This window comes from Janthinobacterium sp. 35 (assembly GCF_002754575.1).
GTDB lineage: Bacteria > Pseudomonadota > Gammaproteobacteria > Burkholderiales > Burkholderiaceae_D > Janthinobacterium > Janthinobacterium tructae.
Map to the genome: position 1 here is coordinate 5697083 of NZ_PEFN01000001.1, position 23003 is coordinate 5720085.

General features: G+C 64.7%; 23 protein-coding genes. 10 read left to right on the plus strand and 13 right to left on the minus strand.

Going from position 1 to position 23003, the window contains the following annotated elements:
* The first annotated feature begins 7 nt into the window (after positions 1-7).
* Together CLU93_RS25385 and CLU93_RS25390 are read left to right on the plus strand one after the other, a co-directional pair.
* Positions 8-1249 (plus strand): glycosyltransferase, encoded by a 1242-nt coding sequence (locus CLU93_RS25385; RefSeq protein ID WP_180287940.1) that lies wholly within the window; start codon positions 8-10, stop codon positions 1247-1249.
* Positions 1246-1947, plus strand: coding sequence for an ABC transporter permease (locus CLU93_RS25390; RefSeq protein WP_180287941.1), 702 nt, complete (start codon positions 1246-1248; stop codon positions 1945-1947). Before CLU93_RS25385 ends, CLU93_RS25390 begins: the two co-directional genes overlap by 4 nt.
* Here the strand turns inward: CLU93_RS25390 and CLU93_RS25395 are convergent.
* From CLU93_RS25395 to purT, 3 genes are all read right to left on the minus strand, one after another.
* Complete coding sequence (locus CLU93_RS25395) at positions 1934-2677, minus strand: hypothetical protein (RefSeq protein WP_099763872.1); 744 nt, start codon at positions 2675-2677, stop codon at positions 1934-1936. The two genes, CLU93_RS25390 and CLU93_RS25395, sit on opposite strands and share 14 nt — an antisense overlap.
* Before the next feature lie 138 nt (positions 2678-2815).
* A complete protein-coding gene (locus CLU93_RS25400) occupies positions 2816-3247 on the minus strand; it encodes a DUF6678 family protein (RefSeq protein WP_099763873.1) in 432 nt (143 codons plus the stop codon).
* The gene (gene purT, locus CLU93_RS25405) at positions 3247-4482 is read right to left on the minus strand and encodes a formate-dependent phosphoribosylglycinamide formyltransferase (protein ID WP_099763874.1); all 1236 of its coding nucleotides are present in this window, start codon (positions 4480-4482) and stop codon (positions 3247-3249) included. Before purT ends, CLU93_RS25400 begins: the two co-directional genes overlap by 1 nt.
* A 167-nt stretch (positions 4483-4649) precedes the next feature.
* Here purT and CLU93_RS25410 point away from each other — a divergent pair, with 167 nt between their 5' ends.
* The 3 genes from CLU93_RS25410 (at position 4650) to CLU93_RS25420 (ending at position 8668) form a co-directional block, all read left to right on the plus strand.
* Positions 4650-5156 carry a sigma-70 family RNA polymerase sigma factor gene (locus CLU93_RS25410; protein WP_099763875.1) on the plus strand — a complete coding sequence of 169 codons (507 nt, stop codon included), beginning with the start codon at positions 4650-4652 and terminating at the stop codon, positions 5154-5156.
* Positions 5153-6133, plus strand: coding sequence for a FecR domain-containing protein (locus CLU93_RS25415; RefSeq protein ID WP_099763876.1), 981 nt, complete (start codon positions 5153-5155; stop codon positions 6131-6133). Before CLU93_RS25410 ends, CLU93_RS25415 begins: the two co-directional genes overlap by 4 nt.
* Positions 6134-6199: 66 nt before the next feature.
* Positions 6200-8668, plus strand: coding sequence for a TonB-dependent siderophore receptor (locus CLU93_RS25420; RefSeq protein WP_099763877.1), 2469 nt, complete (start codon positions 6200-6202; stop codon positions 8666-8668).
* On the opposite strand, the gene CLU93_RS25425 is transcribed toward CLU93_RS25420, so the two are convergent.
* Together CLU93_RS25425 and CLU93_RS25430 are read right to left on the minus strand one after the other, a co-directional pair.
* Complete coding sequence (locus tag CLU93_RS25425; protein ID WP_099763878.1) at positions 8665-9162, minus strand: VOC family protein; 498 nt, start codon at positions 9160-9162, stop codon at positions 8665-8667. The genes CLU93_RS25420 and CLU93_RS25425 overlap by 4 nt on opposite strands.
* Positions 9163-9252: 90 nt before the next feature.
* The gene (locus CLU93_RS25430; RefSeq protein ID WP_099763879.1) at positions 9253-10140 is read right to left on the minus strand and encodes a LysR family transcriptional regulator; all 888 of its coding nucleotides are present in this window, start codon (positions 10138-10140) and stop codon (positions 9253-9255) included.
* Positions 10141-10248: 108 nt separating this feature from the next.
* Between CLU93_RS25430 and CLU93_RS25435 the strand changes: the two genes are divergently transcribed.
* Positions 10249-11748, plus strand: a complete 1500-nt coding sequence (locus CLU93_RS25435) for an MFS transporter (RefSeq protein WP_099763880.1) — start codon at positions 10249-10251, stop codon at positions 11746-11748.
* On the opposite strand, the gene CLU93_RS25440 is transcribed toward CLU93_RS25435, so the two are convergent.
* From CLU93_RS25440 to CLU93_RS25450, 3 genes are all read right to left on the minus strand, one after another.
* Positions 11730-12266 carry a CPBP family intramembrane metalloprotease gene (locus CLU93_RS25440; RefSeq protein ID WP_099763881.1) on the minus strand — a complete coding sequence of 179 codons (537 nt, stop codon included), beginning with the start codon at positions 12264-12266 and terminating at the stop codon, positions 11730-11732. The genes CLU93_RS25435 and CLU93_RS25440 overlap by 19 nt on opposite strands.
* Before the next feature lie 94 nt (positions 12267-12360).
* Positions 12361-13941, minus strand: a complete 1581-nt coding sequence (locus CLU93_RS25445) for a methyl-accepting chemotaxis protein (protein WP_099763882.1) — start codon at positions 13939-13941, stop codon at positions 12361-12363.
* Between the two features lie 253 nt (positions 13942-14194).
* Entirely contained in the window at positions 14195-14620 is a 426-nt protein-coding gene (locus tag CLU93_RS25450; protein ID WP_099763883.1) for a hotdog fold thioesterase, read from the minus strand.
* Between the two features lie 144 nt (positions 14621-14764).
* Here CLU93_RS25450 and lpxO point away from each other — a divergent pair, with 144 nt between their 5' ends.
* The 3 genes from lpxO (at position 14765) to fdx (ending at position 16539) form a co-directional block, all read left to right on the plus strand.
* Positions 14765-15664: a lipid A hydroxylase LpxO gene (gene lpxO / locus CLU93_RS25455; RefSeq protein WP_070259823.1), complete on the plus strand. Its 900-nt coding sequence runs from the start codon at positions 14765-14767 to the stop codon at positions 15662-15664.
* Positions 15665-15747: 83 nt separating this feature from the next.
* Entirely contained in the window at positions 15748-16146 is a 399-nt protein-coding gene (locus CLU93_RS25460; protein ID WP_099763884.1) for a DUF6331 family protein, read from the plus strand.
* 60 nt (positions 16147-16206) lie between these two features.
* Positions 16207-16539 carry an ISC system 2Fe-2S type ferredoxin gene (gene fdx, locus CLU93_RS25465; RefSeq protein WP_099763885.1) on the plus strand — a complete coding sequence of 111 codons (333 nt, stop codon included), beginning with the start codon at positions 16207-16209 and terminating at the stop codon, positions 16537-16539.
* A gap of 43 nt (positions 16540-16582) precedes the next feature.
* Here the strand turns inward: fdx and CLU93_RS25470 are convergent, their stop codons facing one another.
* Positions 16583-18628: a M13 family metallopeptidase gene (locus CLU93_RS25470; RefSeq protein ID WP_099763886.1), complete on the minus strand. Its 2046-nt coding sequence runs from the start codon at positions 18626-18628 to the stop codon at positions 16583-16585.
* 118 nt (positions 18629-18746) lie between these two features.
* Entirely contained in the window at positions 18747-19469 is a 723-nt protein-coding gene (locus CLU93_RS25475) for a hypothetical protein (RefSeq protein ID WP_143451814.1), read from the minus strand.
* A gap of 158 nt (positions 19470-19627) precedes the next feature.
* Between CLU93_RS25475 and CLU93_RS25480 the strand changes: the two genes are divergently transcribed.
* A complete protein-coding gene (locus CLU93_RS25480; RefSeq protein ID WP_099763888.1) occupies positions 19628-19864 on the plus strand; it encodes a DUF7661 family protein in 237 nt (78 codons plus the stop codon).
* Position 19865: 1 nt separating this feature from the next.
* On the opposite strand, the gene CLU93_RS25485 is transcribed toward CLU93_RS25480, so the two are convergent.
* From CLU93_RS25485 to prsR, 3 genes are all read right to left on the minus strand, one after another.
* Positions 19866-20435, minus strand: coding sequence for a DUF1439 domain-containing protein (locus CLU93_RS25485; RefSeq protein WP_099763889.1), 570 nt, complete (start codon positions 20433-20435; stop codon positions 19866-19868).
* Between the two features lie 206 nt (positions 20436-20641).
* Positions 20642-21535, minus strand: coding sequence for a hypothetical protein (locus CLU93_RS25490; RefSeq protein ID WP_099763890.1), 894 nt, complete (start codon positions 21533-21535; stop codon positions 20642-20644).
* 112 nt (positions 21536-21647) lie between these two features.
* Positions 21648-23003, minus strand: a complete 1356-nt coding sequence (gene prsR / locus CLU93_RS25495; RefSeq protein WP_099763891.1) for a PEP-CTERM-box response regulator transcription factor — start codon at positions 23001-23003, stop codon at positions 21648-21650.

Sequence of the window (23003 nt, forward strand, 5' to 3'; positions counted from 1 at the left end):
CGTGCTGATGGTCGCCTACCATTTTCCACCGTTCGCTGGCGGCAGCGGCATCCTGCGCACCCTGGGCTTCGCGCGCCATCTGCCCGACTGCGGCTGGCAGCCGCTGGTGCTCAGTCCCGCGCCGCTCGCGTATGCGCAGTGCGGTGATGCGCAACTGGCGCAGCTCGGTGCGCAAGCCACCGTGCGGCGCACCCTGGCGCTCGATGCGGCACGCCATTTCTCCATCGGCGGGCGCTATCCGCGCTGCCTGGCGCTGCCCGACCGCTGGAGCTCCTGGTGGCTGAGCGCCGTGCCGGCCGGCCTGCGCATGATCCGCGAATACCGCCCCGACGCCATCTGGTCGACGTACCCGATCGCCACGGCACACCTGATCGCGCTGACCCTGCAAAAACTCAGCGGCCTGCCGTGGATCGCCGACCAGCGCGACCCCATGCTCGATGACAGCGACCCGCTGGCGCCGTATCCGTCCGAAGCGCGTTTGCACCGCATGCATGCGTGGATAGAACAGCGCATCGCGGCGCGCAGCGCGGCCATCGTCTGCACCACGCCGGGCGCCATCGATGCGCACCGGCATCGCCTGGCGCAGGTGGGGCGCGAGCGCTTCTGCCTGATCGAGAACGGCTACGACGAAGACGGCCATGACGGCAGCCATGCGCGCACGGGCCACCGCAGCCGCTTTTTGCTGCTGCACAGCGGCGTGATCTACCCGTCCGAGCGCGATCCACAAGCGCTGTTCGAGGCGCTGGCCAAGCTGCGCCACGACGGCGTGCTGCATGCGCACAATTTCCAGCTGGTGCTGCGCGCCACGGGCCACGACGCATGGCTGGCCTGCCTGCTGGCGAAATACGGCATCCTCGATCTGGTGCGTCTGGAACCGTTGCAGCCGCACGGCGCGGCGCTGCAGGAAATGCTGGCCGCCGACGGCTTGCTGCTGCTGCAGGCGGCCAATTGCAATGCGCAGATACCCGCCAAGCTGTATGAATATCTGCGCTGCCGCCGGCCCATCCTGGCGCTGACCGACCTGGCGGGCGACAGCGCGGCCAAGCTGCGCCACTGCGGCATCGACACCATCGGCCAGCTGGCGTCCAGCGCCGACTGCGCGCGCGCGCTGCTGCGCTTCCTGGAACTGGCGCGCCAGGGCCGCGCGCCGCTGGCCAGTCCCACCGCCATCGCCCTGCAATCGCGGCAAGCCCGCAGCAACGCCCTGGCCGACTTGCTGGACCAGGTCAGCCACAGGAGAACAGCATGAAACACCTGATACTTGCCTGCGCCCTGGCCGCCTGCTGCGCCAGCGCCGGCGCCGCTGCCTGCCCGCCCTACGTCAAGGGCAGCACGGGCGGCGACTACACGAGCGCGGAAGACCGCAAGGGCCTGTCCGTGGTCGAACAATTCCATTTTTCGCGCGCCGTGGAAACGCTCACGCAAGGCATGACGGGCAGCCTGGGCGGCGACATCAGCTACACCCTGGAACACTTCCCGAACCACCACCGGGCGCTGGCCTCAATGGCGAAACTGGGCTTGCGCCTGAAAAGCGCGCAGCCACATGGCGCCCGCTACACGGTCAGCTGCTACTTCGAACGGGCGATCGCCTTCGCGCCGCACGACGTGACGGCGCGCATGGTGTATGGCAGCTACCTGCTGGCCACGGGCCAGGATGCCATGGCGCTGGAGCAACTGGACGCTGCCAGCCGCCTGGCGCCCGAGCAGGCCACCATCCAGTACAACCTGGGCTTGATGTATGTGAAAAAGAAGGAATACGAGAAGGCCAGCGCGCACGCGCAAAAAGCCTATGCACTGGGCTTTCCGTTACCAGGGCTGAAGAACAAGCTGAAGGCGGCGGGCAAGTGGAAAGAACCGCCGCCCGCGCCCGCCGTCGCTGTTGACGCGTCGGCCGCCGAACCGGAAAAACCGGCCGTGCCGCCGACAGAACCGCCTAGCGGGGAATGACGGCCGGCCGCGCGGCCACGCTCCAATGCCCCGTCGGCGACGCAGCCAGCGCGACGGCCAGGTCGCGCCGCGACTGCGCCTTGTCTTCGGCTTCGCTGATGTGCGCCAGTTCGGCCGGCTGCAGCACGGTGACGGCCAGCAGCATCACTTCGCCAAATGGCGTGGCGAACGATGGGGGAAGCGTGGCTGTGCCCTGGGTCAGCAGCACGCCCACCTGTTCATTTTCGTCTTCGAGGCCTGCTGGCGCATCCTGCACGTCCAGCACCATCGACACGCTGCCGTGGCGCTGCAGCAGCAAATCGATGGAGCCATGGTCGGCCACGTTCTGGCTGACCTGATAAATCACGTCGAAGAGCCACGATGCCTGCACGGGAGCGCCGTCGAAGGCGGACAGCGGCGCCTCGATGCATACTTCCAGCAGGTGGCCGCGCGGCACAAACACGTCGTCGTCATCTTCGAACGGATCGCTCAAGCCGTCGCTGGCGATGAGAATCGAATCGGTACGGCGAATCACCCTCCAGGCCTGGCGCAGCGATGGCCAGCGCGGGCCTCCCATGAAGGCTGGATTGAGCAGCGGCGCCAGCACGTCGGCGTCCATGGCGCCCAGGGTGGCATAAAAGGCGTCGCGCGCGGCGCAGGCCGCGGCCAGCATCTGCCCGCCTGCTTCCTTGCCGACGACGGCGTCGTCAGGTTGCGGAACCTGGGGGATATCGTGTTCGTTTTCAGTCATGTTGTTAATCCTTTATTTACGACACCTGACAAAACCGTAGCGAGCGGAAGGGAGAGGTGGCTAAGAAGCGCAACCGTACTCTAGTACGGTGAGCATCGCAGGACGCCTATACCGACGCGCAGTAGGTTTTCTCAGGTGTCAACCAGCAGGAGGGAAGTCGTGATAAGAACGGGGCAGATAGCCCCAGATGCGCGCGACCTGGTCCCGCACCTCGAAATCGAAGCCGATGCGTTCCAGTTCCGGCACGATCCATACGCCGTGGTCGATGATTTTCTTTGGCAGCAGCATGGCCACGTGTTCTTCCGAGGTCAGGCCGATGTCGAACCATTCCACTCCCATGAACGGAAACGGCGGGTGGTAATCCCATTCCGTATCCCAGCGCGAGACGTAACCGGACACGGAACCGTAGCGGTACGACGGCGCCCAGTCGGTCCGCCCGCGCATGAAGGCCAGCAGCTCGTTCCACTTGCAGTCGTTGGCGGCGCCCGCCAGGTTGCGCCGCGCGATGTGGCCGCGCAGCTTGCGCTTGATGTCGTCGCCGCCGGCGTCGGCCAGCGGCAGGCCCGCCATTACTTCGCCACCGGCTTGACTTTCGACGCGGCCAGCACGGCGCGCGCGCGGGCCGTGTCGATATCGTCGGCCGTGGCCAGGGCCACACCCATGCGGCGGCGGGCGAACGATTCCGGCTTGCCGAACAGGCGCAAGTCGGCGCCCGGCACGCTCAAGGCGTCGGCCACGCCTTCGAAGGCGATGCCTTTCGCTTCCAGCTGGCCATAGATGACGGCCGAAGCGCCGGGAGAACGCAGCGCCACGTTGACGGGCAGGCCCAGGATGGCTTTCGCGTGCAGCTCGAATTCGCTCTGCACCTGGCTGGCCATGGTGACCATGCCCGTGTCGTGCGGACGGGGGCTCACTTCCGAGAACCACACCATGTCGCCCTTGACGAACAGCTCCACGCCGAACAGGCCCAGGCCGCCCAGGTTATCGGTCACCTTGCGTGCGATCTCGCGCGAACGTTCGAGGGCCAGCGGCGCCATGCGGGCCGGCTGCCACGATTCCACATAGTCGCCGTGCACCTGCAAGTGGCCGATCGGCTCGCAAAACTGCGTCTCGATCTGTCCCGACGCGCCGACGGCACGCACCGTCAGCAGGGTGATTTCATAATCGAAGTCGATGAAGCCTTCGACGATCACGCGGCCCGTGTCGACCCGGCCGCCGCTGGCCGCATACGCCCACGCCGCGTCCACATCGGCACCGCTATCGAGCTTGGACTGGCCCTTGCCCGACGACGACATCACGGGCTTTACTACGCACGGGAAGCCGATTTCCTGGCACGCCAGCTGCAACTCTTGCAGGCTGCTGGCGAAGCGGTATGGCGAGGTGGCCACGCCCAGCGTTTCGGCCGCCAGCGTGCGGATGCCTTCGCGGTTCATCGTCAGCACGGCAGCGCGCGCGTTCGGGATGCAGGTGATTTGCCCGGCCGCTTCCAGCGCCGCCAGGGTCTCCGTGGCGATGGCTTCGATTTCCGGCACGATCAAATCCGGCTTTTCCAGGTCGATCAGGGCGGCCAGGGCCACGCCGTCGCTCATGTCGATCACGTGCGAGCGGTGCGCCACGGGGTGGCCCGGCGCGTTCGGATAGCGGTCGACGGCGATCACTTCCACGCCCAGGCGCTGCAGCGACATGATCACTTCCTTGCCCAGTTCGCCGGAGCCCAGCAGCATGACTTTGATGGCGGTGGAAGACAGCGGTGTGCCGAAGGTGCGCGGCGCGATGGTGCTGCTGGTGATGGTGCTAGTGGTCATGGCAGGGTCTGTGGCGAATGGAAAGATGGCTGGGACTATAGCAAATGCCGGCTCTCTTGGACAGGGCGCGCCAACGGTGCGGCCGCTGGCGGCGGCACTTGCCAGCGCAGGCAGTCGATGCAATAATTGAGAATGATTCTCAGTTAACCATCATCGTCCTTGCCACCATGAACCCTGCCGCACCACCCGACCTTGCCACCCTGTATCGCGCCCACCACGGCTGGCTGCAGGGCTGGCTGCGGCATAAACTGGGCTGCGGCGCCGATGCGGCCGACGTGGCGCACGACACCTTCATGCGCCTGCTGCAGCGGCGCGAACGGCCGCAGCCCGCCCTGCGCGAACCGCGCGCCTACCTGACGCGCATCGCGCAAGGCCTGGTGATCGACCATTACCGGCGCCGCGACGTGGAATACGCTTACCTGCAGGCGCTGGCCGCCTTGCCCGAACAGACGGCGCCGTCGCCCGAAACACAGCTGCTGATCATCGACACCCTGGTGCGCCTCGATACGGCGCTCGACGCCCTCAAGCCACGCGCCAGACTGGCCTTTTTGCTGGCCCAACTGGACGGCTTGACGGGTCCCGCCATCGCCGCCAGGCTCGATGTCTCGCTGGCCACCGTCGAGCGCGACCTGGCCAGCGCCTGGCGCGCCTGCTACCGCGTGTATTTCCAATGACCTTACCGGTGACGGCCACCACCTTGCCGGATGACCCCGTGGAGCAAGCCATCGCCTGGGCCGTGCGCCTGCAGATGCATGGCGCCACGCCGGACGCGCTGCACTCGCTGCAGCGCTGGCGCGAGGCCGACCCCGGCCACGAACAGGCGTGGCAGCGCCTCGCCGCCATCGGCAATCAATTCTCGGGCCTGGCGCCGGAAGCGAGCCGCGCCACCCTCGACGCCAGCCTGGCGCGCCGCCGCCAGCGCCGCCAGGCCCTGAAAGTACTGGCCGGCATCGGCTTTGCCGGCACGGCCACCTGGTTCGCCATCGACGCGCGCGCCGACTACCGCACGGGCACGAGGCAGCGCCTGGCCGTGCGCCTGCCGGACGGCAGCTTGCTGCACCTGAATGCGGGCACGGCCGTCAGGCTGCGCTTTGATGGCAAGCAACGGCTGCTGACCTTGCTGCATGGTGAAATTGCCATTACCACGCACGCCGACCCGCAGCGCCGGCCGTTTCTCGTCGACACGGGCGAAGCGCGCATGCTGGCGCTGGGCACGCGCTTCACGGTGCGCCGCGCGGCTGGTGCCGACGGCGCCGATGGCACCGATGCCACGCTGACGCGCCTGGCCGTGCAGGAACACAAGGTGCAGATGCAGACAGCCGCCGACGCGGCCCGGCCCGTGCTGGTGCAGGCCGGCGACAGCGTGCTGACGGATGGCGCGCGCGTCTGGCGCGAGCCAGCGCATGACGATCCGGCCGCCTGGCTCGATGGCGTGATTGCCGCGCGCGACATGCCCCTGGGCCAGCTGGTGGCCGAACTGGCGCGCCACCGGCATGGTTTGCTGCTGTACGATGCCGATATCGCCCACTTGCCCATTTCCGGCGTCTTCCAGCTGGACGATCCCGAGCGGGCCCTGCGCGTACTGCTTCAGACGCAGCCCATCGTGGCCGTGTACCGCACGCGTTTCTGGGTCACGCTGAAAAAAGCGTAAAAAAGATGAGGGGATCGGGCTGGCCGCACGGCATACAGCTTGATACCACTCAAATGATACCTATATATGACCCAAGCTTATCTCCCCTGCTCCCAGCCCGTCCGTTCCCGTCTCGCTGGCGCCGTCGCCGGCGCCCTGCTGCTGCTCGGCGCGGCGCCTGTCCTGGCCCAGCACAACCAGCCGCTGGCCGGCAACGCCAGCGCCGTCCATTCCCTGCAGATCGCCGCCGGCCCGCTCGACGCGGCGCTGGAACAGCTGGCGCGCAAGGCTGGCCTGACGCTCACCTACCAGGCGAGCGAGCTGCGCGGCTTGCGCACGGCCGGCCTGACCGGTAATTACAGTGCCGCGGCCGGCCTCGATGCGCTGCTGGCCGGCAGCGGCCTGGCGGCGCTGCAGCTGGCGCCCAACGATTTCGTCCTGCGCCCGCTGCCCAGGGCGGCGAATGCGGCCGCCGATGGCGCGCAGCAACTGGCCGAAATCACGGTCACGGCTGGCGGCGTAGCCGCGCTGGAAACGGAAGGCAGCGGCGCGTACGCGGCGGCATTGGCCGGCACGGCCACGCGTTTTACCCTGTCGCCACGCGAAACGCCGCAATCGCTGACCGTCATCACGCGCCAGCAGATGGATGACCAGGGCGTCCTCAGCCTGGCCGACGTGCTGCAGCAGACGCCGGGCGTGACCGTCTCGCACGACGATACGGAGCGCTACAACTACTATGCGCGCGGCTTCAGCCTGAACAGCTTTCAGTACGACGGCGTGCCCACCTTCGATTTCAGCACCAATTCGAACGGCCTGGGCATCCGCGACATGGCCATCTACGACCGGGTGGAAGTGGTGCGCGGCGCGAATGGCCTGATGAGCGGCGCCGGCAGCCCGGCCGGCGCCGTCAACCTGGTGCGCAAGAAACCTACGCGCCAGTTCCAGGCGTATGCGCAGGCGGGCCTCGGCAGCTGGGACCGCTACCGCGCGGAAGCCGATGTCTCCGGTCCCCTGAATGCGGACGGCTCCGTGCGCGCGCGCCTGGTGGCCGCGCACCAGGATCACGGCTCCTACATCGACTATTACCAGCAGGACAAGAGCGTGGTCTACGGCGTCATCGAAGCCGATCTGACGCCGCGCACGCGCGTGCTGGCCGGCATCGACTACCAGAAAATCGATTCCAAGGGTTCGTCCTTCGGCCAGAATCCCCTGTTCTACACGGATGGCAGCCGCACGCGCTTCGAGCGCGCCTTCAACCCCGCAGCGCGCTGGACGCACGCGGGCAGCACCAGCACGCGCGTGTTCGCCGCCGCCGAGCACCTGTTCGACAACGGCTGGCAAGTGAAGGCGGAAGCGAGCCACTGGAAAGGCGATACGGACCAGTTACAAGCGAACATCATCAGTTGGGGTCCCTATCCGGATTCAGCGACGGGCCTGGCCACGGTGCAGCGGGGCGCAAAAACCTATGGCATCGACAGCAATTCGCTCGATGCCTACGCCACGGGACCGTTCCAGTGGCTGGGTCGCCAGCATGAACTGGTGCTGGGCGTCAACGCCAGCCACCGCAAGTCCGACTACCTGGCCTATGGCGGCGGCAATGTGGAAGTCGATTACCGCCGCTGGAACAACCACGTGCCGCGGCCAGCCAGCATGGCCGTCAGCCTGACGCGACAATACAGCTTCAAGGAGTACGCGGCCTACGGCGCGGCCCGTTTCAAGCCGGCCGATGGCTTGTCGCTGATCGTCGGCAGCCGCCTGAACAGCTATGAACGCACGGGCGAGCTGGTCTACGGCTGGGGCGGCACGGGCCGCGACGACGCGAAGGAAAAGCACCAGCTGGTGCCATATGCGGGCGCCGTCTACGACTTGAACGGCACATATTCCGCCTACCTCAGCTATGCCAGCATCTTCGAGCCGCAATCGGTCAGCGACGCCAATGCCAGGGCGCTGCCGCCCACCACGGGCAAGTCCTGGGAAAGCGGCATCAAGGGAGAGTTTTTCGAGCGCAAGCTGAACGCCAGCCTGGCCCTGTTTCACATCCAGCAAGACAACCTGGCCGATTACGTGGGCACGGACGCCAACGAACGCGAAGTCTACCGGCCCATCGACGGCACCACCACGCGCGGCGTGGAACTGGAAGTGGCCGGCCAATTGCTACCTGGCTGGCAGGTGCAGGCGGGAGCGACGTTCAGCCGCCCGCGCGACAAGGATGGCCAGCGCATCGATACGACGCGCCCTGAACGCAGCGTCAAGCTGGCCACCAGCTACCGCCTGGGCGGCGACTGGCGCCGCCTGAGCGTGGGCGGCAATATCAACTGGCAAGGCCGGACGTATTACCACACCGTCCTGGCAGGCGACGTGCCGGCACGCGCCGACGAAGGCAGCTTTGGCGTGGCGGGGCTGATGGCGCGCTACGAGTTCAGCAAACGGCTCAGCGCCGTGCTCAACATTAACAATGTCTTCGACAAGCGCTATTACAGCGGCTACGGCCTGTACGGCAGCGGCTACTATGGCGATCCGCGCAACGCGCAGCTGACCTTGCGGGCCAGTTTCTAGCCCGCGTACGCCCGCTTGATCTCGTCAATGTCGATTTTCTTCATGCCCATCATGGCTTTCATCACCCGCCCGGCCTTGACGGGGTCGGGGTCTGTCAACAGGCGGATCATGAGGGTGGGCACGATCTGCCAGGACACGCCGAACTGGTCCTTGAGCCAGCTGCATTGCTGCGCTTCCGGCGGCCCGCCCTGAGACAGCTGCTTCCAGTAGTGGTCGACCTCGTCCTGGGTTTCGCAATTGACCTGGAACGAGATCGCTTCGGAAAACTGGAACAAAGGGCCGCCGTTCAAGCCCGTAAACGTCTGGCCATCGAGTTCGAAGGCCACCGTCAGCACGCTGCCCGGCGCCTGGCCGTGGATTTCCCTGCCTTCCTCGCCATAGCGCAGGATCTGGCCGATCTTCGAATTGGGAAATATTTCCGTATACAACCGGGCCGCCGCCTCGGCGTTGCCGTTGAACCATAAACATGGGGTAATCTTTTGTACGCTGTGCATGATGTCTCCCTGGTCCGGTGTGTGGATTTGCACCTCTAATATAGTCACTATGGCGCCGCCATGGCGCGCAATGCGGCCAAGGCGCAGGTATCACCCTCCAAAATGTCGATCCTGTAACTGCTGCACCAGGAAATCAATAAACACGCGCAAGCGCGGCGGCAGGTGGCGGCTGGCCGGCCACAGCAGCCAGAATGCCGTATGTGCCTGCGTATGTTCGTCCAGCAGCGAGACCAGTTGCCCGGCCGCCAGCTCGCGCTGCACGGCAAACGCGGGCAGGTAGGCGATGCCCTGCCCCTGCACGGCCAGGAAGACGCGCATTTCCACGCTGTTGCAGACCATGCCGGGCGCCGGCTGGACAGCCTCGTCCAGCAACGGCCACTGTTCCAGGCGGCCCGTGGCGGGAAAACGGTAGTCCAGGCGCGCGTGGCGCAGCAGCGCGGCACCGTCGGCGGGCCAGCCATGGCGCGCCAGATAGGCGGGCGAGGCCACCAGCAGGCGGCGAAACGTGCATAGTTTGCGCCGCATCAAGCTTGAATCGGCCAAGTCGCCCGTGCGTACGGCGGCGTCAAAGCCGTCGCTGACGATATTGACCATGGCGTCGGAGAAATCGAGGTCGAGTTCGATGGCTGGATACGCTTGCATGAAGGCGCCGATGGCCGGCTCGAACAGGCCGCTGTAGCGTGGCAGGCTGATGCGCAGGCGGCCGCTCGGTGCGCCGCCCGACTCGCCCAGCTCGCGCTCTGCCGCTTCCACCTCGGCCAGGATGCGCTTGCAGCGCTGCAGGAACTTTTCCCCTTCCGCCGTCAGCGCCAGATGCCGCGTGCTGCGCTGGAACAGGCGCGCGCCGAGCCGCGCCTCCATGCGCGCCACGCTCTTGCCAACGGCCGACGACGACAATCCCAGCAGCCGGCCCGTGGCCGAAAAACTGCCGCTGTCGGCCACCTGCACGAACATGGCGATGCCACCCAAGCTATCCATCCGCGCTCCATTCAAGACATTTGTGTCCGATATGTTCGTCAGTTTAGCCCATTTTTCTTCAATGACGGGCGCGCCATACTCGCCGCTTCTTCTTTCCGAGCCGATCCCATGTCCTTACCCTCACCTCTTTCACTCCCCCTGCAAGTGCTGGCCGCCTGCCTGACGGGCTTGCTGATTCCCCTGTGCTTCACGGGCCCGGCCGTGGCGCTGCCCGCCCTCGGCGCCGAACTGCACGGCAGCGCCGCCGCCCTGAACTGGGTCATCAATGCGTATATTCTCAGCTATGGCAGCGCCATGATGGTGGCGGGCAGCCTGACGGATGTGCTGGGACGGCGCCGCGTCTGGCTGGCGGGGCTGGCGCTGTTTTGCGCGGCGACCCTGGCCATCGCCCACGCACCCTCGGTGGCATGGATCGCCGCGCTGCGCTTCGTGCAGGGCCTCGGCGGCGCGGCCGCGTTCGCCGCCGCCATGTCCTCGCTGGCGCCGCTGTTCCACGGCGCGGCCCGCAGCCGCGTGATGAGCGTGCTGGGCACGACGTTCGGCCTGGGCCTGGCCTTCGGTCCGCTGGCGGCCGGCGCCATGCTGGCGCTGGCCCGCTGGCCCGCCATCTTTTACGCCACGGCCGCGCTGGGCGCCATCGGCATGCTGCTGGTATGGGGCAGCGTGCCGGCCGATCCGCCGCGCGGCAGGGGCCGGCTGGACTGGCCTGGCGCCCTCAGCTTCAGCGCCGCGCTGGGCCTGTTGACCCTGGGCATGCTGCTGGTGCCCGAACACGGCTGGCGCAGCGGAGCCGTGCTGCTGCCCGTCGCCGCGTCCATGCTGCTGTTCCTCGCCTTTGGCGTGATCGAGCGCCGGATGGCGCAGCCCCTGCTCGATTTATCGCTGTTCCGCCAGCGCCGCTTTATTGCCGTGCAAGTGCTGGCCGCCTCGCCCGCCTTCCTGTTCATCGTGCTGATCGTCATGCTGCCGGGGCGCTTCATCGGCATCAACAATATGTCCGCGCTGGCGGCGGGCCGTTTGATGATCGCCCTGGCCGCGCCGCTGCTACTCGTGCCCATGCTGGCGGCGCTGCTGTCGCGCTGGATCACGGCCGCCAGCGTGTGTGCAACGGGACTGCTGCTGGCTGCGGCGGGCCTGGCCTGGCTGGCGCAGGTGCTCGGTGGCGGTGACGCTGGCACATTGGCCGGCCCCCTGCTGCTGATCGGCGTGGGTATCGGCTTGCCGTGGGGCTTGATGGATGGCATGGCCCTGAACGTGGTGGAGACGGAGCGGGCCGGCATGGCGACGGGCATCTTCAATACCGTACGCGTCAGCGCCGATGGCGTGGCGCTGGCCCTGGCGGGCGCCGTGCTGGCCGGCCTGATCGGCACGGGCCTGGCGCAGCAGCTGCCCGGCGACTTGCCCGTGCTGGCCGCTGCCAGCCGCGCCGCACTCGGCGATATCGCGCAAGCAACACAGCTGCTGGGTGGCCACGAAACGCTGCTGCGCGCCAGCTATGACGCCGCCTTCCGCCAGTTATTGCTCGGCCTGGCGGTGCTGGCCGTGGCGCTGGCAGCGCTGGTGCCGTATTTGCTTCGAAATGGTGCGACTCAGGCGTCGAGGCCGTAAAAAACAGCAATGAGGACGGCGATGTTATTGCAGGCGCGCGAGAATGTCGTTGTCGCATAGGCAACAGCCACGCCGGGAGCACGGTAGCGCAGGTAGACAAAGCTGAACATGGCGCCCGAGCCGAGCGCGACGATGGCGTGCAGCAAGCCGCCGCTGATGAAATGCACGATGGCCCACAGGAGGGCGCCGATGAAAATGCTCAGCTGGCGGCTGGCCCCCAGGCGCTTGAGGATTTCCAGCGGCAGCAGCTGGCCGAGGAAGGTTTCCAGGATGGGAGAATAGATGACGACCCAGAACACCAGCAGGGGCAGCGACATTTCGTGCTTGAACTTGGCCAGGCCCGTGTGCGCGCCCCAGTAGGCGGGCGGCAACAGCCATTTGGTGAGGAACAGGATGGCAAAGCACAGCATGCAGGTGAGTAAACCCCAGCCCAGTCCGGCAAGGGCCAGCTGCAGCACGGGCGGCGCCGCTTGGTCGTCGTCCGGGCTGGATAGATCGTGGCTGCTGCGCACTTGCATGAGAAGTCCTGGCGGTGATCCAGCTCTCATTGTAGCGCGTAATACGGCGGTTGGCGCGCGGCACATGGCGCGCCGCGCTGCTGCGCTATTGGCCTCAGGCCACCAGGCGCAAAGGACCGTTGGCCGGCTGGGCCAGTTTGAAGATGCCCACTTCCTGTTCCAGCTGCGCCGCCTGCTGCTGCAGTTCGTGCGCGGCGGCCGCCGCCTGTTCCACCAGGGCCGCGTTTTGCTGGGTGACGCGGTCCATGTCGACGATGGCGCGGTTGACTTGCTCGATGCCGGCGCCCTGCTCCTGCGTGGCGTGGCTGATATCGGCCATGATGCCCGTCACCCTGCCAATGCCGGCCACCACCTCATGCATGGTGGCGCCCGCCTGCTCGACGAGCACCGTGCCCGTGCCCACCTTGCTGACGGAATCGTCGATCAGGGTCTTGATTTCGCGCGCGGCGGCGGCGGAACGCTGTGCCAGGCTGCGCACCTCGGTGGCGACGACGGCAAAGCCGCGCCCCTGCTCACCGGCGCGCGCCGCTTCCACAGCCGCGTTCAAGGCCAGGATGTTGGTCTGGAAGGCAATGCTGTCGATCACGCCGATGATGTCGACGATCTTGTTCGACGAGGCATTGATCAGGCCCATGGTGTGCACCACTTCGGCTACGGCCTTGCCGCCCTGCTCCGACACCTTCGACGCTTCGCGCGCCAAATGGTTCGCCTGCTGCGCGTTGTCCGCATTCTGGCGCACGGTGGAAATCAGTTCTTCCATCGACGAGGCTACCTCTTCCAGCGAACCGGCCTGCTGCTCCGTGCGCTGCGACAAATCGCGGTTGCCCGAAGCGATCTCGGTCGAGGCCGTGGCGATGCTTTCCGTACCGTGGCGCACCTTGCCGACGATGGCGGCCAGGTTATCGCGCATGGTCTTGATCGCAAACAGCAGGCTGCTGTCGTCGCCATCGCGCGTGTGCACGTCGATGGCCAGTTCGCCCAGCGCGATGCGCCCGGCAATCGAGGCCGCATACGCGGGTTCGCCGCCCAGCTGGCGCAGCAATCCCCGCGTGATGACGGTGGCGACCGCAATGCAAATGAGCACGCTGAGCGCGGCCAGCACACCGATCCAGCGCAGCGACTGGCCGTAGATGGCGCGCGCGGCCACGCTGGCCTGCTCCGATTCGCGCTGCACGTTCTTCAGGACGGCATCGATGTCGGCGACGATCTGGCGCCGCAATGGGCTGCACTCGTCGACGAGGAAAGTGCCGTACTGCTCCATTTGCCCCGTGGCGCGGAACTGGCGCGGACGCTGCAGTTCCTGCGCCATGGTTTTCAGGCCTGTGCTGACTTTCTCGAACTGGGCATCGCCGGCAAACTTTGGCGCCAGCCGGGCCAGCGCTTCCAGGTACAGCGCCTTCTGACTGTCGAGGATGGCCAGCTCTTTTTCAGCGGCGGCCTGGTCGTGGAAGATATACGCGTTGCGGGCGGCCATGCCCGTCTGGTCGAGCGCTTCGCGCGCCACGTACAGGGGGTCGAGTTTTTCCAGTTGCACTTTTTCTTGCGCATCCATGGCACCGGAGATGGCGCCGATGCGCAGCAGCGCGAAGGCGGCCAGCACCAGCATGAGTACCACCAGCAGCCCGAAGCCTGCGCTCAGGCGCGCGCCTATCGTCAAACGATTGAATGACATCATTGTTGTTATTGCCCTGTAATAAAGTTGATTTTTGCCGGTTCCGCTAGAACCGGGCGATCTGCTCGCCGTCGTGTTGCCTTTCCCGCATGACGCAGGATGGATTTCTAACTGGCGTTTTTTGGGCAGTCAGCTTCTAATGTCGGGCAATGCAGGCGTGCGGGAGACACCCCACGCCATACAACAGCACACTGAATTATAAGCGAACAGCGTTATGGATGATTCCACGCGCTCACTTTTAATGCTTTGATGCAAGTCAAGGAGCGTCGATGACGGCCATGGTGATGCGCGAGATGCAGCACAGTTTGCCGTCCTCGTCGACGATGCGGATTTCCCAGACCTGGCTGGTTCGGCCCCGGTGGATCGGCGTGGCACGCCCCGTCACGTGGCCGCCGCGCACGCCGCGCACGTGGTTGGCGTTGATTTCCTGCCCCACGCTGACATGGCGGCGACTATCCAGGCAGGCATTCGCGGCCATGCTGCCCAGGGTTTCGGCCAGCAAGACGGAAGCGCCGCCATGCAGCAGTTTGAATGGCTGCATGGTGCGGTGGTCGACGGGCATGCTCGCCTCGATCCAGTCGGGCCCGAAGGCCGTGAAGACGATGCCCAGGTGGCGCATGGCCGTGCCCTCGCTGGCGGCGTTGAGCGTGGCCAGGTCGAGCGGTGCGTGCCAGATTTCCATGATTACCTCGGATAAGTGTAGAGAAAAAACCATTGTAGGGCAGCCGGCGCGCACGCGCTGCTTCATCCTTCCTTCACCGTGGCACGGGGTGGCACGGACATTAACTGGTTATAATTGCCCCATTCTTAAAAAACGAGGTTGTGTATGAAGTGGGCCTTGCTGGGCATTTTTGTGTTTTCTGTTTTACATATTCATTTTCGTGGCAAGGTACGCCTGCCGTTTCGCCGCCAGATCTTCGATCACTCCTCGTTCATGGCGCCGCTGAACCTGTTCATGCACACCTTTTCCAAGGTGCCGGCCACGCCATATCTTTCCGTCGATCAATTTCCGGAACTGGCGCCGCTGCAGCAGAACTGGCAAATCATCCGCGATGAAGCGCTGCGCATGCAGGAAATGAAAAAGATCAAGGCGGCTGAAAAGAACAATGACGTGGGTTTCAACTCCTTCTTCAAGTATGGCTGGAAGCGTTTCTACCTGAAATGGTATGACGCGAATCACCCGTCGGCACAGCAAATGTGTCCGCAAACCTATGCGTTGCTGCAATCGATTCCCTCGATCAAGGCTGCCATGTTCGCGGAACTGCCGCAAGGCGGCAAGCTCAACCCGCACCGCGACCCGTTCGCCGGTTCCCTGCGCTACCACCTGGGCTTGCAAACGCCGAACGACGACCGCTGCTTCATCGACGTCGATGGCGAACGCCACAGCTGGCGCGACGGCCAGGCCGTGATGTTCGATGAAACGTATATCCACTGGGCCCGCAACGATGCCGACAGCGACCGCATCATCCTGTTCTGCGACATCGAACGCCCGATGCGCTACCGCTGGGCGCAAGGCCTGAACCGCTGGCTGGGCCGCACCCTGATGACGGCCGCCGCCTCGCCCAACGAACTGGGCGACCAGGTGGGCGGCGTGAGCAAACTGTTCCAGATTTCCTGGACCATGGGCCAGTACCGCCGCCGCTTCAAGGCGTGGAACAAGACGGCCTACCAGGTCACCCGCGTGGCCCTCGTCGTGGGCGTCATCGCGCTGATCTACTTCATCTAGCAACAGTCCTTGCCTGTTTGATCAAACCGCCTTCGGGCGGTTTTTTTGTCATGCGATGCCACTGACCAGGAGAATGTTAGAAAATGACCGAACGCAACCGCCAGTATGATATCCAGATCGCCGATGATGCCTGGATCGAATACATCGACATCGCAGGGCGCTACGACCAGGCGATCGAGATCGACGCCCTGCTCGATGGGCTATGGCCGCTGATCTGCCGCCTGGAAACGCATTGCGTGGCCGGCTGTTGCGGCATGGATGCCTACGATTTCACGCGCGAGGGTGTCGCTACGGCGCTGCTGGAACTCGATTGCGCGCACCTGCATGCGGCCTGCGCAGCGGCCAGGATCGCCGTGGCGGCAACCGCCAGCGATGTATTGCTGAGTAACACGATGAATCACTACGCCGATAAACGCGTGTTCCTGCAATTGCTCGCGCATCTGGACGAGTGCATCACCGCGCAGGATTGCGCAGGGGCTTGACCTTGCCAAGGCGGGAAGGTCCAAGGTAACGGTATTCAAGGAACTCAAGGAGAATCCCGCATGCCAAAAATCACCGTCCTGCCCCATCCCGAGCTGGCCCCCGACGGCGCCGTGTTCGACGCGCCAGAGAACATGAGTATTTGCGACGCCTTGCTGCTCAACAAGATTGACATGGAACATGCCTGCGGCCAGGTGGGCGCCTGTTCCACCTGCCACGTGGTCGTGCTGCAGGGTTTCGACTCGCTCAATGAACTGGGCGACAATGAAGAAGACATGCTCGACCAGGCCTGGGGCTTGCAGCCCCACTCGCGCCTGTCGTGCCAGGCGCGCCTGGCACAGGAAGACCTGACGGTCGAACTGCCCAGGTACACCCTCAACCACGCCAAGGAATAGTCCCGGGCGTGGCGACCTGCTTACCTGACCACACTTACCACACTTACCACATGATCACGCGCTGCTCGGGCGGCAGATACATCGGGTCGCCCGGCTTGATGCCGAACGCTTCGTAAAAGCCGGGCTGGTTTTTCACGGTTCCCTTGGCGCGGAATTCGCCCGGCGAATGCGGGTCGCTCTTGATCTGCGCAATCGCCGCTTCCGGACGCAGTTTGGCGCGCCACTTCTGCGCAAAGCCGATGTACAGCCGCTGTTCGCCCGTCAAGCCATCGATGACTGGCGACGGCTTGCCGTGCAAGGAACGCTGATACGCCTTGTAGGTGATCGACAGACCGGAATTGTCGCCGATGTTTTCACCCAGGGTCAGTTCGCCATTGATATGGTAGCCAGGCACGGGGCTGTAGGCGCCGTATTGCTTGACGAGGCCGGCGGCCAGCGCCTTGAAGGCAGTGCGGTCCTCGGCCGTCCACCAGTTGCGCAGACGGCCCTTGGCATCGTACTGGCTGCCGGAATCGTCGAAGGCATGGCTGATTTCATGGCCGAAAGTGATGCCCAGCAAGCCATAATTGACGGCATCTTCCGCTTTCACGTTGAAGAATGGCGGCTGCAAAATCGCGGCCGGGATCGTGATGGCATTCAGGGCCGGGCTGTAGCTGGCGTTGACGGTTTGCGGCGTCATCGACCATTCGTCGCGGTCCACCGGTTTGCCCAGCTTGCCCAGGTTTTGCTGGCGGCTCCAGGCGCGCGCGGCGCGCACGTTGGCGATCAGGTCGTTCGGCCGCGTCTGCATGCTGCTGTAGTCGCGCCATTTGTCCGGGTAGGCGATCTTCGGCTTCAAGGCTGCCAGCTTGAGCTGGGCTTCCTTCTTGGTTTCCGGGCCCATCCAGTCGAGTTGCTCGATGCCATCCTTGAACGAGGCGACGAAATTGTCGAACATGGCCATCACGCGTGGCTTCGTTTCCGGCGGCAGATACATTTGCACGTAGCGCTTGCCGACGGCGTCGCTGATGGCGCCATCCGTAAAGCGCAGCGCCAGTTGCCACTGCGGTTCGCTTTGCGGCACGCCGCGCAGCACCGTGCCGTCGAAGGCGAAGCGCTCCTTGACTGTGGCGCTGTCCAGGTAAGAGGCATAGCTTTCGATGATGCGCCAGTTCAGATAGCTCTTCCACGATGCCAGCGGCACGGCGGCCACGGTCTCGGAAAAGCCTGTCATGAAGCTGGGCTGGCGCACCACGGCCGACGAGGCTTTCGGCGCCAGGCCGGCGGCGGCAAAATAGGCGTTCCAGTCGAAGGCCGGCGCCAGTGCCGTAAATTTGTCGAAATCGACGCGGTTGTACGACTTGACGGGGTCGCGCATCTGCACGCGCGTCCACTGCACCGCCGCCAAACGCGTTTCGATGTCGAGAATCTGCGCCGCGTGCTCGGCAGCGGCCTTGTCACCGCTCATGGCCAGCATGGTTTCGATATGCTTGAGGTATTTGGCGCGCACAGCTTGCAGCTTGGCGTCGTCCTCCTTCAGGTAGTAATCGCGGTCAGGCAAGCCCAGGCCGGACTGGCTGATGTTGACCGTGTACTGCTCCGGGTCTTGCGCATCGGGCGCCACATAGGCGGAAAACGGCGTGGCGACGCCATTGCCCTGCAGGTAGGCGAACAGCGCCGGCAAGTCTTTCTTGTCCTTCACGGCGGCGACGCGGGTCAGTTCGGCGTGCAGCGGCTTGAAGCCGGCCGCATTGCGCGCCTTGTCATTCATGAAGCTCGTGTACAGGTCGGCGATCTTGTGCGCCTCGCTGCCGGGCTTGCCGGGGTTCTTGACGGTAGCATCGATCAGGCCGCGCAACTGGCCCTGGGCGATTTCGCGCAATTCGATATATGTGCCCCAGACGGATTTGTCGGCCGGGATATCCGTATTGCGGGTCCAGACGCCGTTGACGTAACCGTAGAAATCATCCCGGGGGCTGACCGCAGGGTCCAGGGTTTTCAGGTCGATGCCGGAGACGGGCGCGGTAGCATTGGTAGCTTGGGCGTACAGCGATGGCGACGAAAAGGCGAACATGGCGCAGCAGGCCGCGCTGATGAGTGAACGTTTCACGAAGATTCCTTTAATTGTTTTAACTTCATGTTGGAGAACATGCTTGTCCAGGCATGGGAGGCCGGATTATAGTCCGCCAGCCTGCCGCGCAACAATGACAGTTGAACAATCCCGGAGATCAGCGGATCAGCAGATCGAACAGATCCAGGCCTTTTTTATCCTGCTTTTTCAGCAGATCCGCAAGCGAACCCGGCGTTGGCCCGCCATCGCCGGCCGCGTGGTTGAAATAATTAAAATCGAGCTTGATCTTGCCTTCCAGGTCGCTCGCATAATCAGCGGGATATTGCGACTGTTCCAGCTGCGGCAATGTATTGAAATGCCCCAGCACCGACTTGAAGAAATTGGTCATCTTGCCGGTGGTATTGTATTCCTGCATGGCTTGCGCCACGACCTGGATGCGCCAGGCTTCTTCTTCCTGATACGCCTGCGTAAAGGCGGCGCGCCGCTCGTTGATGGTGAATGTGCCGCTGTCATCGTTCGAAATGGTGGACAATTGCTCGCGCGACAAGCCTGCAAACGGATTGGGGCCCTTCCTGTCGACAAACGCCGTCGCGGCGGCGGCCGACTTTGCCGCTGCCGCGTCATTCGGTTGCGGCACCTGTTTGGCGGCCGCCGCCTTGTGTTCGGCGTCCAGCGGATACAGGATGTCAGTGGTATTGTCATTCACCCACGCACCCAGTGCCGCATGATCGTAGCCCCGGATGGTGGCGCTGGTGGCCGTCGATGCCGCCGACAAACGCCCGGCCAGGGTCGAGATCACGACATCGTCCGCCACGGCGCCAGCGCCGGCCGGCGCCTGGGTTGTCTGGGCCTTGTCCGATGCTGCCTTGTCAGATGACACCTTGCCGCCTGCCGCGGCAGACAGTGCCCCGGGCTGGATTCCCGCCGTGCTGATATTCACCATCGCCCGCCCCCTGGATCAGTAAATGTTACTATATAAGTAAATATTACTATAGCACAATATATTGTCAAGACTGAGCAAGGGAATGGAGCAGCTTGATGCAGGAATGCAGATTCAATATTTTCGGCACGTTGATTGCCGTCCGGGGAAATCCGGGAGCATGGCGCGCATTCTATCTCGGTGCGGAAGGCAAGCGCCGCCCCGCCGATTTCATTATTCCGGACGATATTGAAGCCGATGCGCTGTGCGAATACCTGGCGGACCTGTTCCATGAAGAGGCGACGCCGCGCAATAACACGGCCACGCAAATCAGCTCGCCCGCGTTCCAGGCCTAGGCTACTTCACCGGCTCGAACGTCACCGTCAGCCCGTTGCCTGTCGTCCTGATCTGCGTCGGCAAGAATTGCACGCCCGCATAGCGCAATTCGTCGGGCTTGAAGGTATAGATCGGCGTTTCATGCATGAGCTGGTCGGCCACCAGGCTGGCCACCTTGGCGAACTGGCGCTGCTGCGCTTCATCCATGCCGTCGATGCTGACCTTGTCCACGCTCGCTTCGCTCAGGTAGACGGCATTGCGCCGGGCGTCGAGCACCAGGCGGCCCGACATGGCCAGGCTGCCGCGCCAGCTCTGGCGTATGAACGGCGGCAAGACGCTGGCATCGACGCTGAGGGCGACTCTTTCGCGCTCGGGCTGCAGCGACAACTGCGGATGCGTCAGCTTGACGTCCAGCACGGACAGCACACGTTTGTCGATGGGAAAGCGGCGCTCCAGGCCTTGCTGCATCTTGCTCAGCGACACATTCACGTCGCGCGGGCCGATCAGGGTGGAACACGAGGCCAGCATGGTGCACGCAAAAGCGGCAATGGCGGCGGTTTTCAGCAAGGGACGGATGGCGGTCACATTCATGGATAGTCTCGGTGGAAAGATGGCGCCATCTTACACATGCGCCTGCTTCAACACAAACGGCGCCCGGCTTGCGGCGGGCGCCGTTTTTTTACGTCAACGTCTTATTAATGCACGAACAGGGCGATCAGTATGACGATGGGCAATGGAATGCCCAGAAGCAGCAAGAGGATGGAACGCATGGCAGTCTCCTAAATTGAATGGGGGATTTAAATGGTCACGTGGCGCAGCACGCGCTCATGGTCGCGCTGGCGGCCGCCAAACGTTGCCGCCAGGCTGGCGACGAACGCACCGAGCAGCAAGGCGACGAACATCCACAACGCCGTATGGGCACCGGCCTTGCGGGCCGCGTCGGCCGCCTGCTGTGCTTTCGCCTTGGCATCGGCGGCGGCCTTGGCGGCGCGGGCGTAGACGGCGTCGACCCGCGCTTCCGCTTCAGCCTGCGTCAAGCCCGTGCGGCTGGCCACGACCTGGCCCAGGTAGCTGCGGTCATCGGCGGCCAGGCTGCCCGTGGACAGACCCGTGGCAAAGATCTTGCCGATTTCCACGCGCTGGTCGGCGACCGTACCGCCCGCCGAGCCCGTGCCAGCCGCTGGTGCGGCGCGCAACAGCATGTCCGAGAAATAATCGAGCGGATTGGTGCTGCCCTCGCCCGCCTTGGCGCCAGCCGCTGCGGCCGGGGATACTGCCGCCGCCACGCCGCTGCCCGCATCGATGGCACCGCTGAGCACGGCGCGCGTGCCGCCGGCCAGCACGGCCACGGTGACCAGGGTGGCCACGGCCCAGGCCAGCAAGCCGTGCGCCGTATCGCGGAAATGCACCTCATCCGTGTGGATGGAACTCCATTTCACGCGCAGCCGGCCCGCCATGTAGCCGCCGATGCCGGACGCGGCCAGTTGCATGAAGGCCAGCCAGGCGATGGTCGACACGCCGATGGCCGTCGCATTGAACGACCACGGCGACACGGACGACAGGCCCAGGCCCACGCCGAGGATCAGCAGGATGAAAGACAAGGCGGCGGCCGCGGCGGCGCCCGCCAGCACGGCGCCCCAGGACACGCCAGGATTGTTCAGGTCCGACGCGGACAGTTGTGTAGCTTGCATGGAATTCTCCCTGTTGACTTGATTAAGTTGCTGAGGGAAGCATGCCGCGCCGGCGCCGCCGCGTATGTGCGACGCCATACACAATATTGATTTTTAATACACGCACAGCTGCCTACTTGATGCCGTGATGCCCCATCAGGTCATACAGGGTGGGCCGGCTCACGCCAAGCAGTTCGGCTGCCTTGGCGATATTGCCGTCGGCCCGCGCCAGCGCGCGCACCATCACCTTGTATTCGGCCGCTTCGCGGGCCTGGCGCAGGTTGATGGCCTCGTCCACGGGCGCCGCCTGGGCGCTGGCGGGCAAACCCAGGTCGTCGGCGGCGATCTGCGGCCCGTCGCTCATGATGACGGCGCGCCTGATGCAGTTTTCCACCTCGCGCACATTGCCGGGCCAGCCATAGCTTTCGATCAGCTGCAGCGCGCCGGCGCTGAAATGCAGGTTGCTGCGTCCTTCGCTGGCGCAGAACTTGTTCTTGAAATGGTGGGCCAGCAAGGCCGCATCGCCGGCCCGCTCGCGCAGCGGCGGAATGCGCAAGACGATTTCGCTGAGCCGGTAAAACAGGTCTTCGCGGAAACGTCCCTGTTCCGCCAGCACTTTCAGGTCCTGGTGCGTGGCGCAGACGATGCGCACGTCGACGGCGATCTCGGCGCGCCCGCCCACCCTTTCGATGACTCTTTCCTGCAAGAAGCGCAGCAATTTCGCCTGCAAGGCCATCGGCATGTCGCCGACCTCGTCGAGAAAGAAAGTGCCACCGTGGGCCAGCTCGATCTTGCCCAGGGTTTGCCGCGCCGCACCCGTAAATGCCCCCCGTTCATAGCCGAAGAGCTCACTTTCCAGCAGGTTTTCGGGAATCGCCGCGCAATTGATGGCGACGAAGCGCTGTGCATGACGGCTCGATAACGCATGCAAGCCCCGCGCAATCAGCTCCTTGCCGCTGCCCGAGTCGCCCAGCAGCATCACGCTGGCCGACGAGGGCGCCACTTTTTCCACGCTGCGGCACAGTTTCAGCATGCCGGAGTCGCGGCTGACGATGCCCGCCAGCGGCGAGTCCGCCTGCGTCTGCAGCATGCGCCGGTTTTCCTGCTGCATCGCGTGCAGGTAGAACGCGCGGGCGATGACCAGGCCCAGCATGTCGGCGTCAAACGGTTTCTGGTGGAAATCATAGGCGCCCAGGGCAATCGCTTTCAAGGCATGCGCGCGTTCCTGGTTGCCCGAGAGGATGATAACCTTGGTGTCCGGCGCCAGCGCAAGAATCTGCTGCAGGGTGGCCAGCCCTTCCGTGGCGCCGTCCGGGTCGGGTGGCAAGCCCAGGTCCATCGTCACCACGGCCGGCTGGTGGCGCCGCACCAGCGCCAGCGCCGTTTCGCGCTCGCCCGCCAGCAAGACGTCATAGGCGTCAAAACTCCAGTGCAGCTGCTTTTGCAGGCCGGGATCGTCTTCGATGACCAGCAGTTTTTGTTTGCCCAT

Coding starts and splice junctions, on each gene's coding strand:
- prsR (WP_099763891.1), bottom strand. CDS start 23,003: ATGGGCAAACAAAAACTGCTGGTCATCGAAGACGATCCCGGCCTGCAA.
- CLU93_RS25450 (WP_099763883.1), bottom strand. CDS start 14,620: ATGGAAATCTGGCACGCACCGCTCGACCTGGCCACGCTCAACGCCGCC.
- CLU93_RS25385 (WP_180287940.1), top strand. CDS start 8: ATGGTCGCCTACCATTTTCCACCGTTCGCTGGCGGCAGCGGCATCCTG.
- CLU93_RS25445 (WP_099763882.1), bottom strand. CDS start 13,941: ATGATGTCATTCAATCGTTTGACGATAGGCGCGCGCCTGAGCGCAGGC.
- CLU93_RS25410 (WP_099763875.1), top strand. CDS start 4,650: ATGAACCCTGCCGCACCACCCGACCTTGCCACCCTGTATCGCGCCCAC.
- CLU93_RS25400 (WP_099763873.1), bottom strand. CDS start 3,247: ATGGCGGGCCTGCCGCTGGCCGACGCCGGCGGCGACGACATCAAGCGC.
- fdx (WP_099763885.1), top strand. CDS start 16,207: ATGCCAAAAATCACCGTCCTGCCCCATCCCGAGCTGGCCCCCGACGGC.
- CLU93_RS25415 (WP_099763876.1), top strand. CDS start 5,153: ATGACCTTACCGGTGACGGCCACCACCTTGCCGGATGACCCCGTGGAG.
- CLU93_RS25490 (WP_099763890.1), bottom strand. CDS start 21,535: ATGCAAGCTACACAACTGTCCGCGTCGGACCTGAACAATCCTGGCGTG.
- CLU93_RS25435 (WP_099763880.1), top strand. CDS start 10,249: ATGTCCTTACCCTCACCTCTTTCACTCCCCCTGCAAGTGCTGGCCGCC.
- CLU93_RS25430 (WP_099763879.1), bottom strand. CDS start 10,140: ATGGATAGCTTGGGTGGCATCGCCATGTTCGTGCAGGTGGCCGACAGC.
- CLU93_RS25420 (WP_099763877.1), top strand. CDS start 6,200: ATGACCCAAGCTTATCTCCCCTGCTCCCAGCCCGTCCGTTCCCGTCTC.
- CLU93_RS25425 (WP_099763878.1), bottom strand. CDS start 9,162: ATGCACAGCGTACAAAAGATTACCCCATGTTTATGGTTCAACGGCAAC.
- CLU93_RS25460 (WP_099763884.1), top strand. CDS start 15,748: ATGACCGAACGCAACCGCCAGTATGATATCCAGATCGCCGATGATGCC.
- lpxO (WP_070259823.1), top strand. CDS start 14,765: ATGAAGTGGGCCTTGCTGGGCATTTTTGTGTTTTCTGTTTTACATATT.
- CLU93_RS25390 (WP_180287941.1), top strand. CDS start 1,246: ATGAAACACCTGATACTTGCCTGCGCCCTGGCCGCCTGCTGCGCCAGC.
- CLU93_RS25440 (WP_099763881.1), bottom strand. CDS start 12,266: ATGCAAGTGCGCAGCAGCCACGATCTATCCAGCCCGGACGACGACCAA.
- CLU93_RS25485 (WP_099763889.1), bottom strand. CDS start 20,435: ATGAATGTGACCGCCATCCGTCCCTTGCTGAAAACCGCCGCCATTGCC.
- CLU93_RS25480 (WP_099763888.1), top strand. CDS start 19,628: ATGCAGGAATGCAGATTCAATATTTTCGGCACGTTGATTGCCGTCCGG.
- purT (WP_099763874.1), bottom strand. CDS start 4,482: ATGACCACTAGCACCATCACCAGCAGCACCATCGCGCCGCGCACCTTC.
- CLU93_RS25395 (WP_099763872.1), bottom strand. CDS start 2,677: ATGACTGAAAACGAACACGATATCCCCCAGGTTCCGCAACCTGACGAC.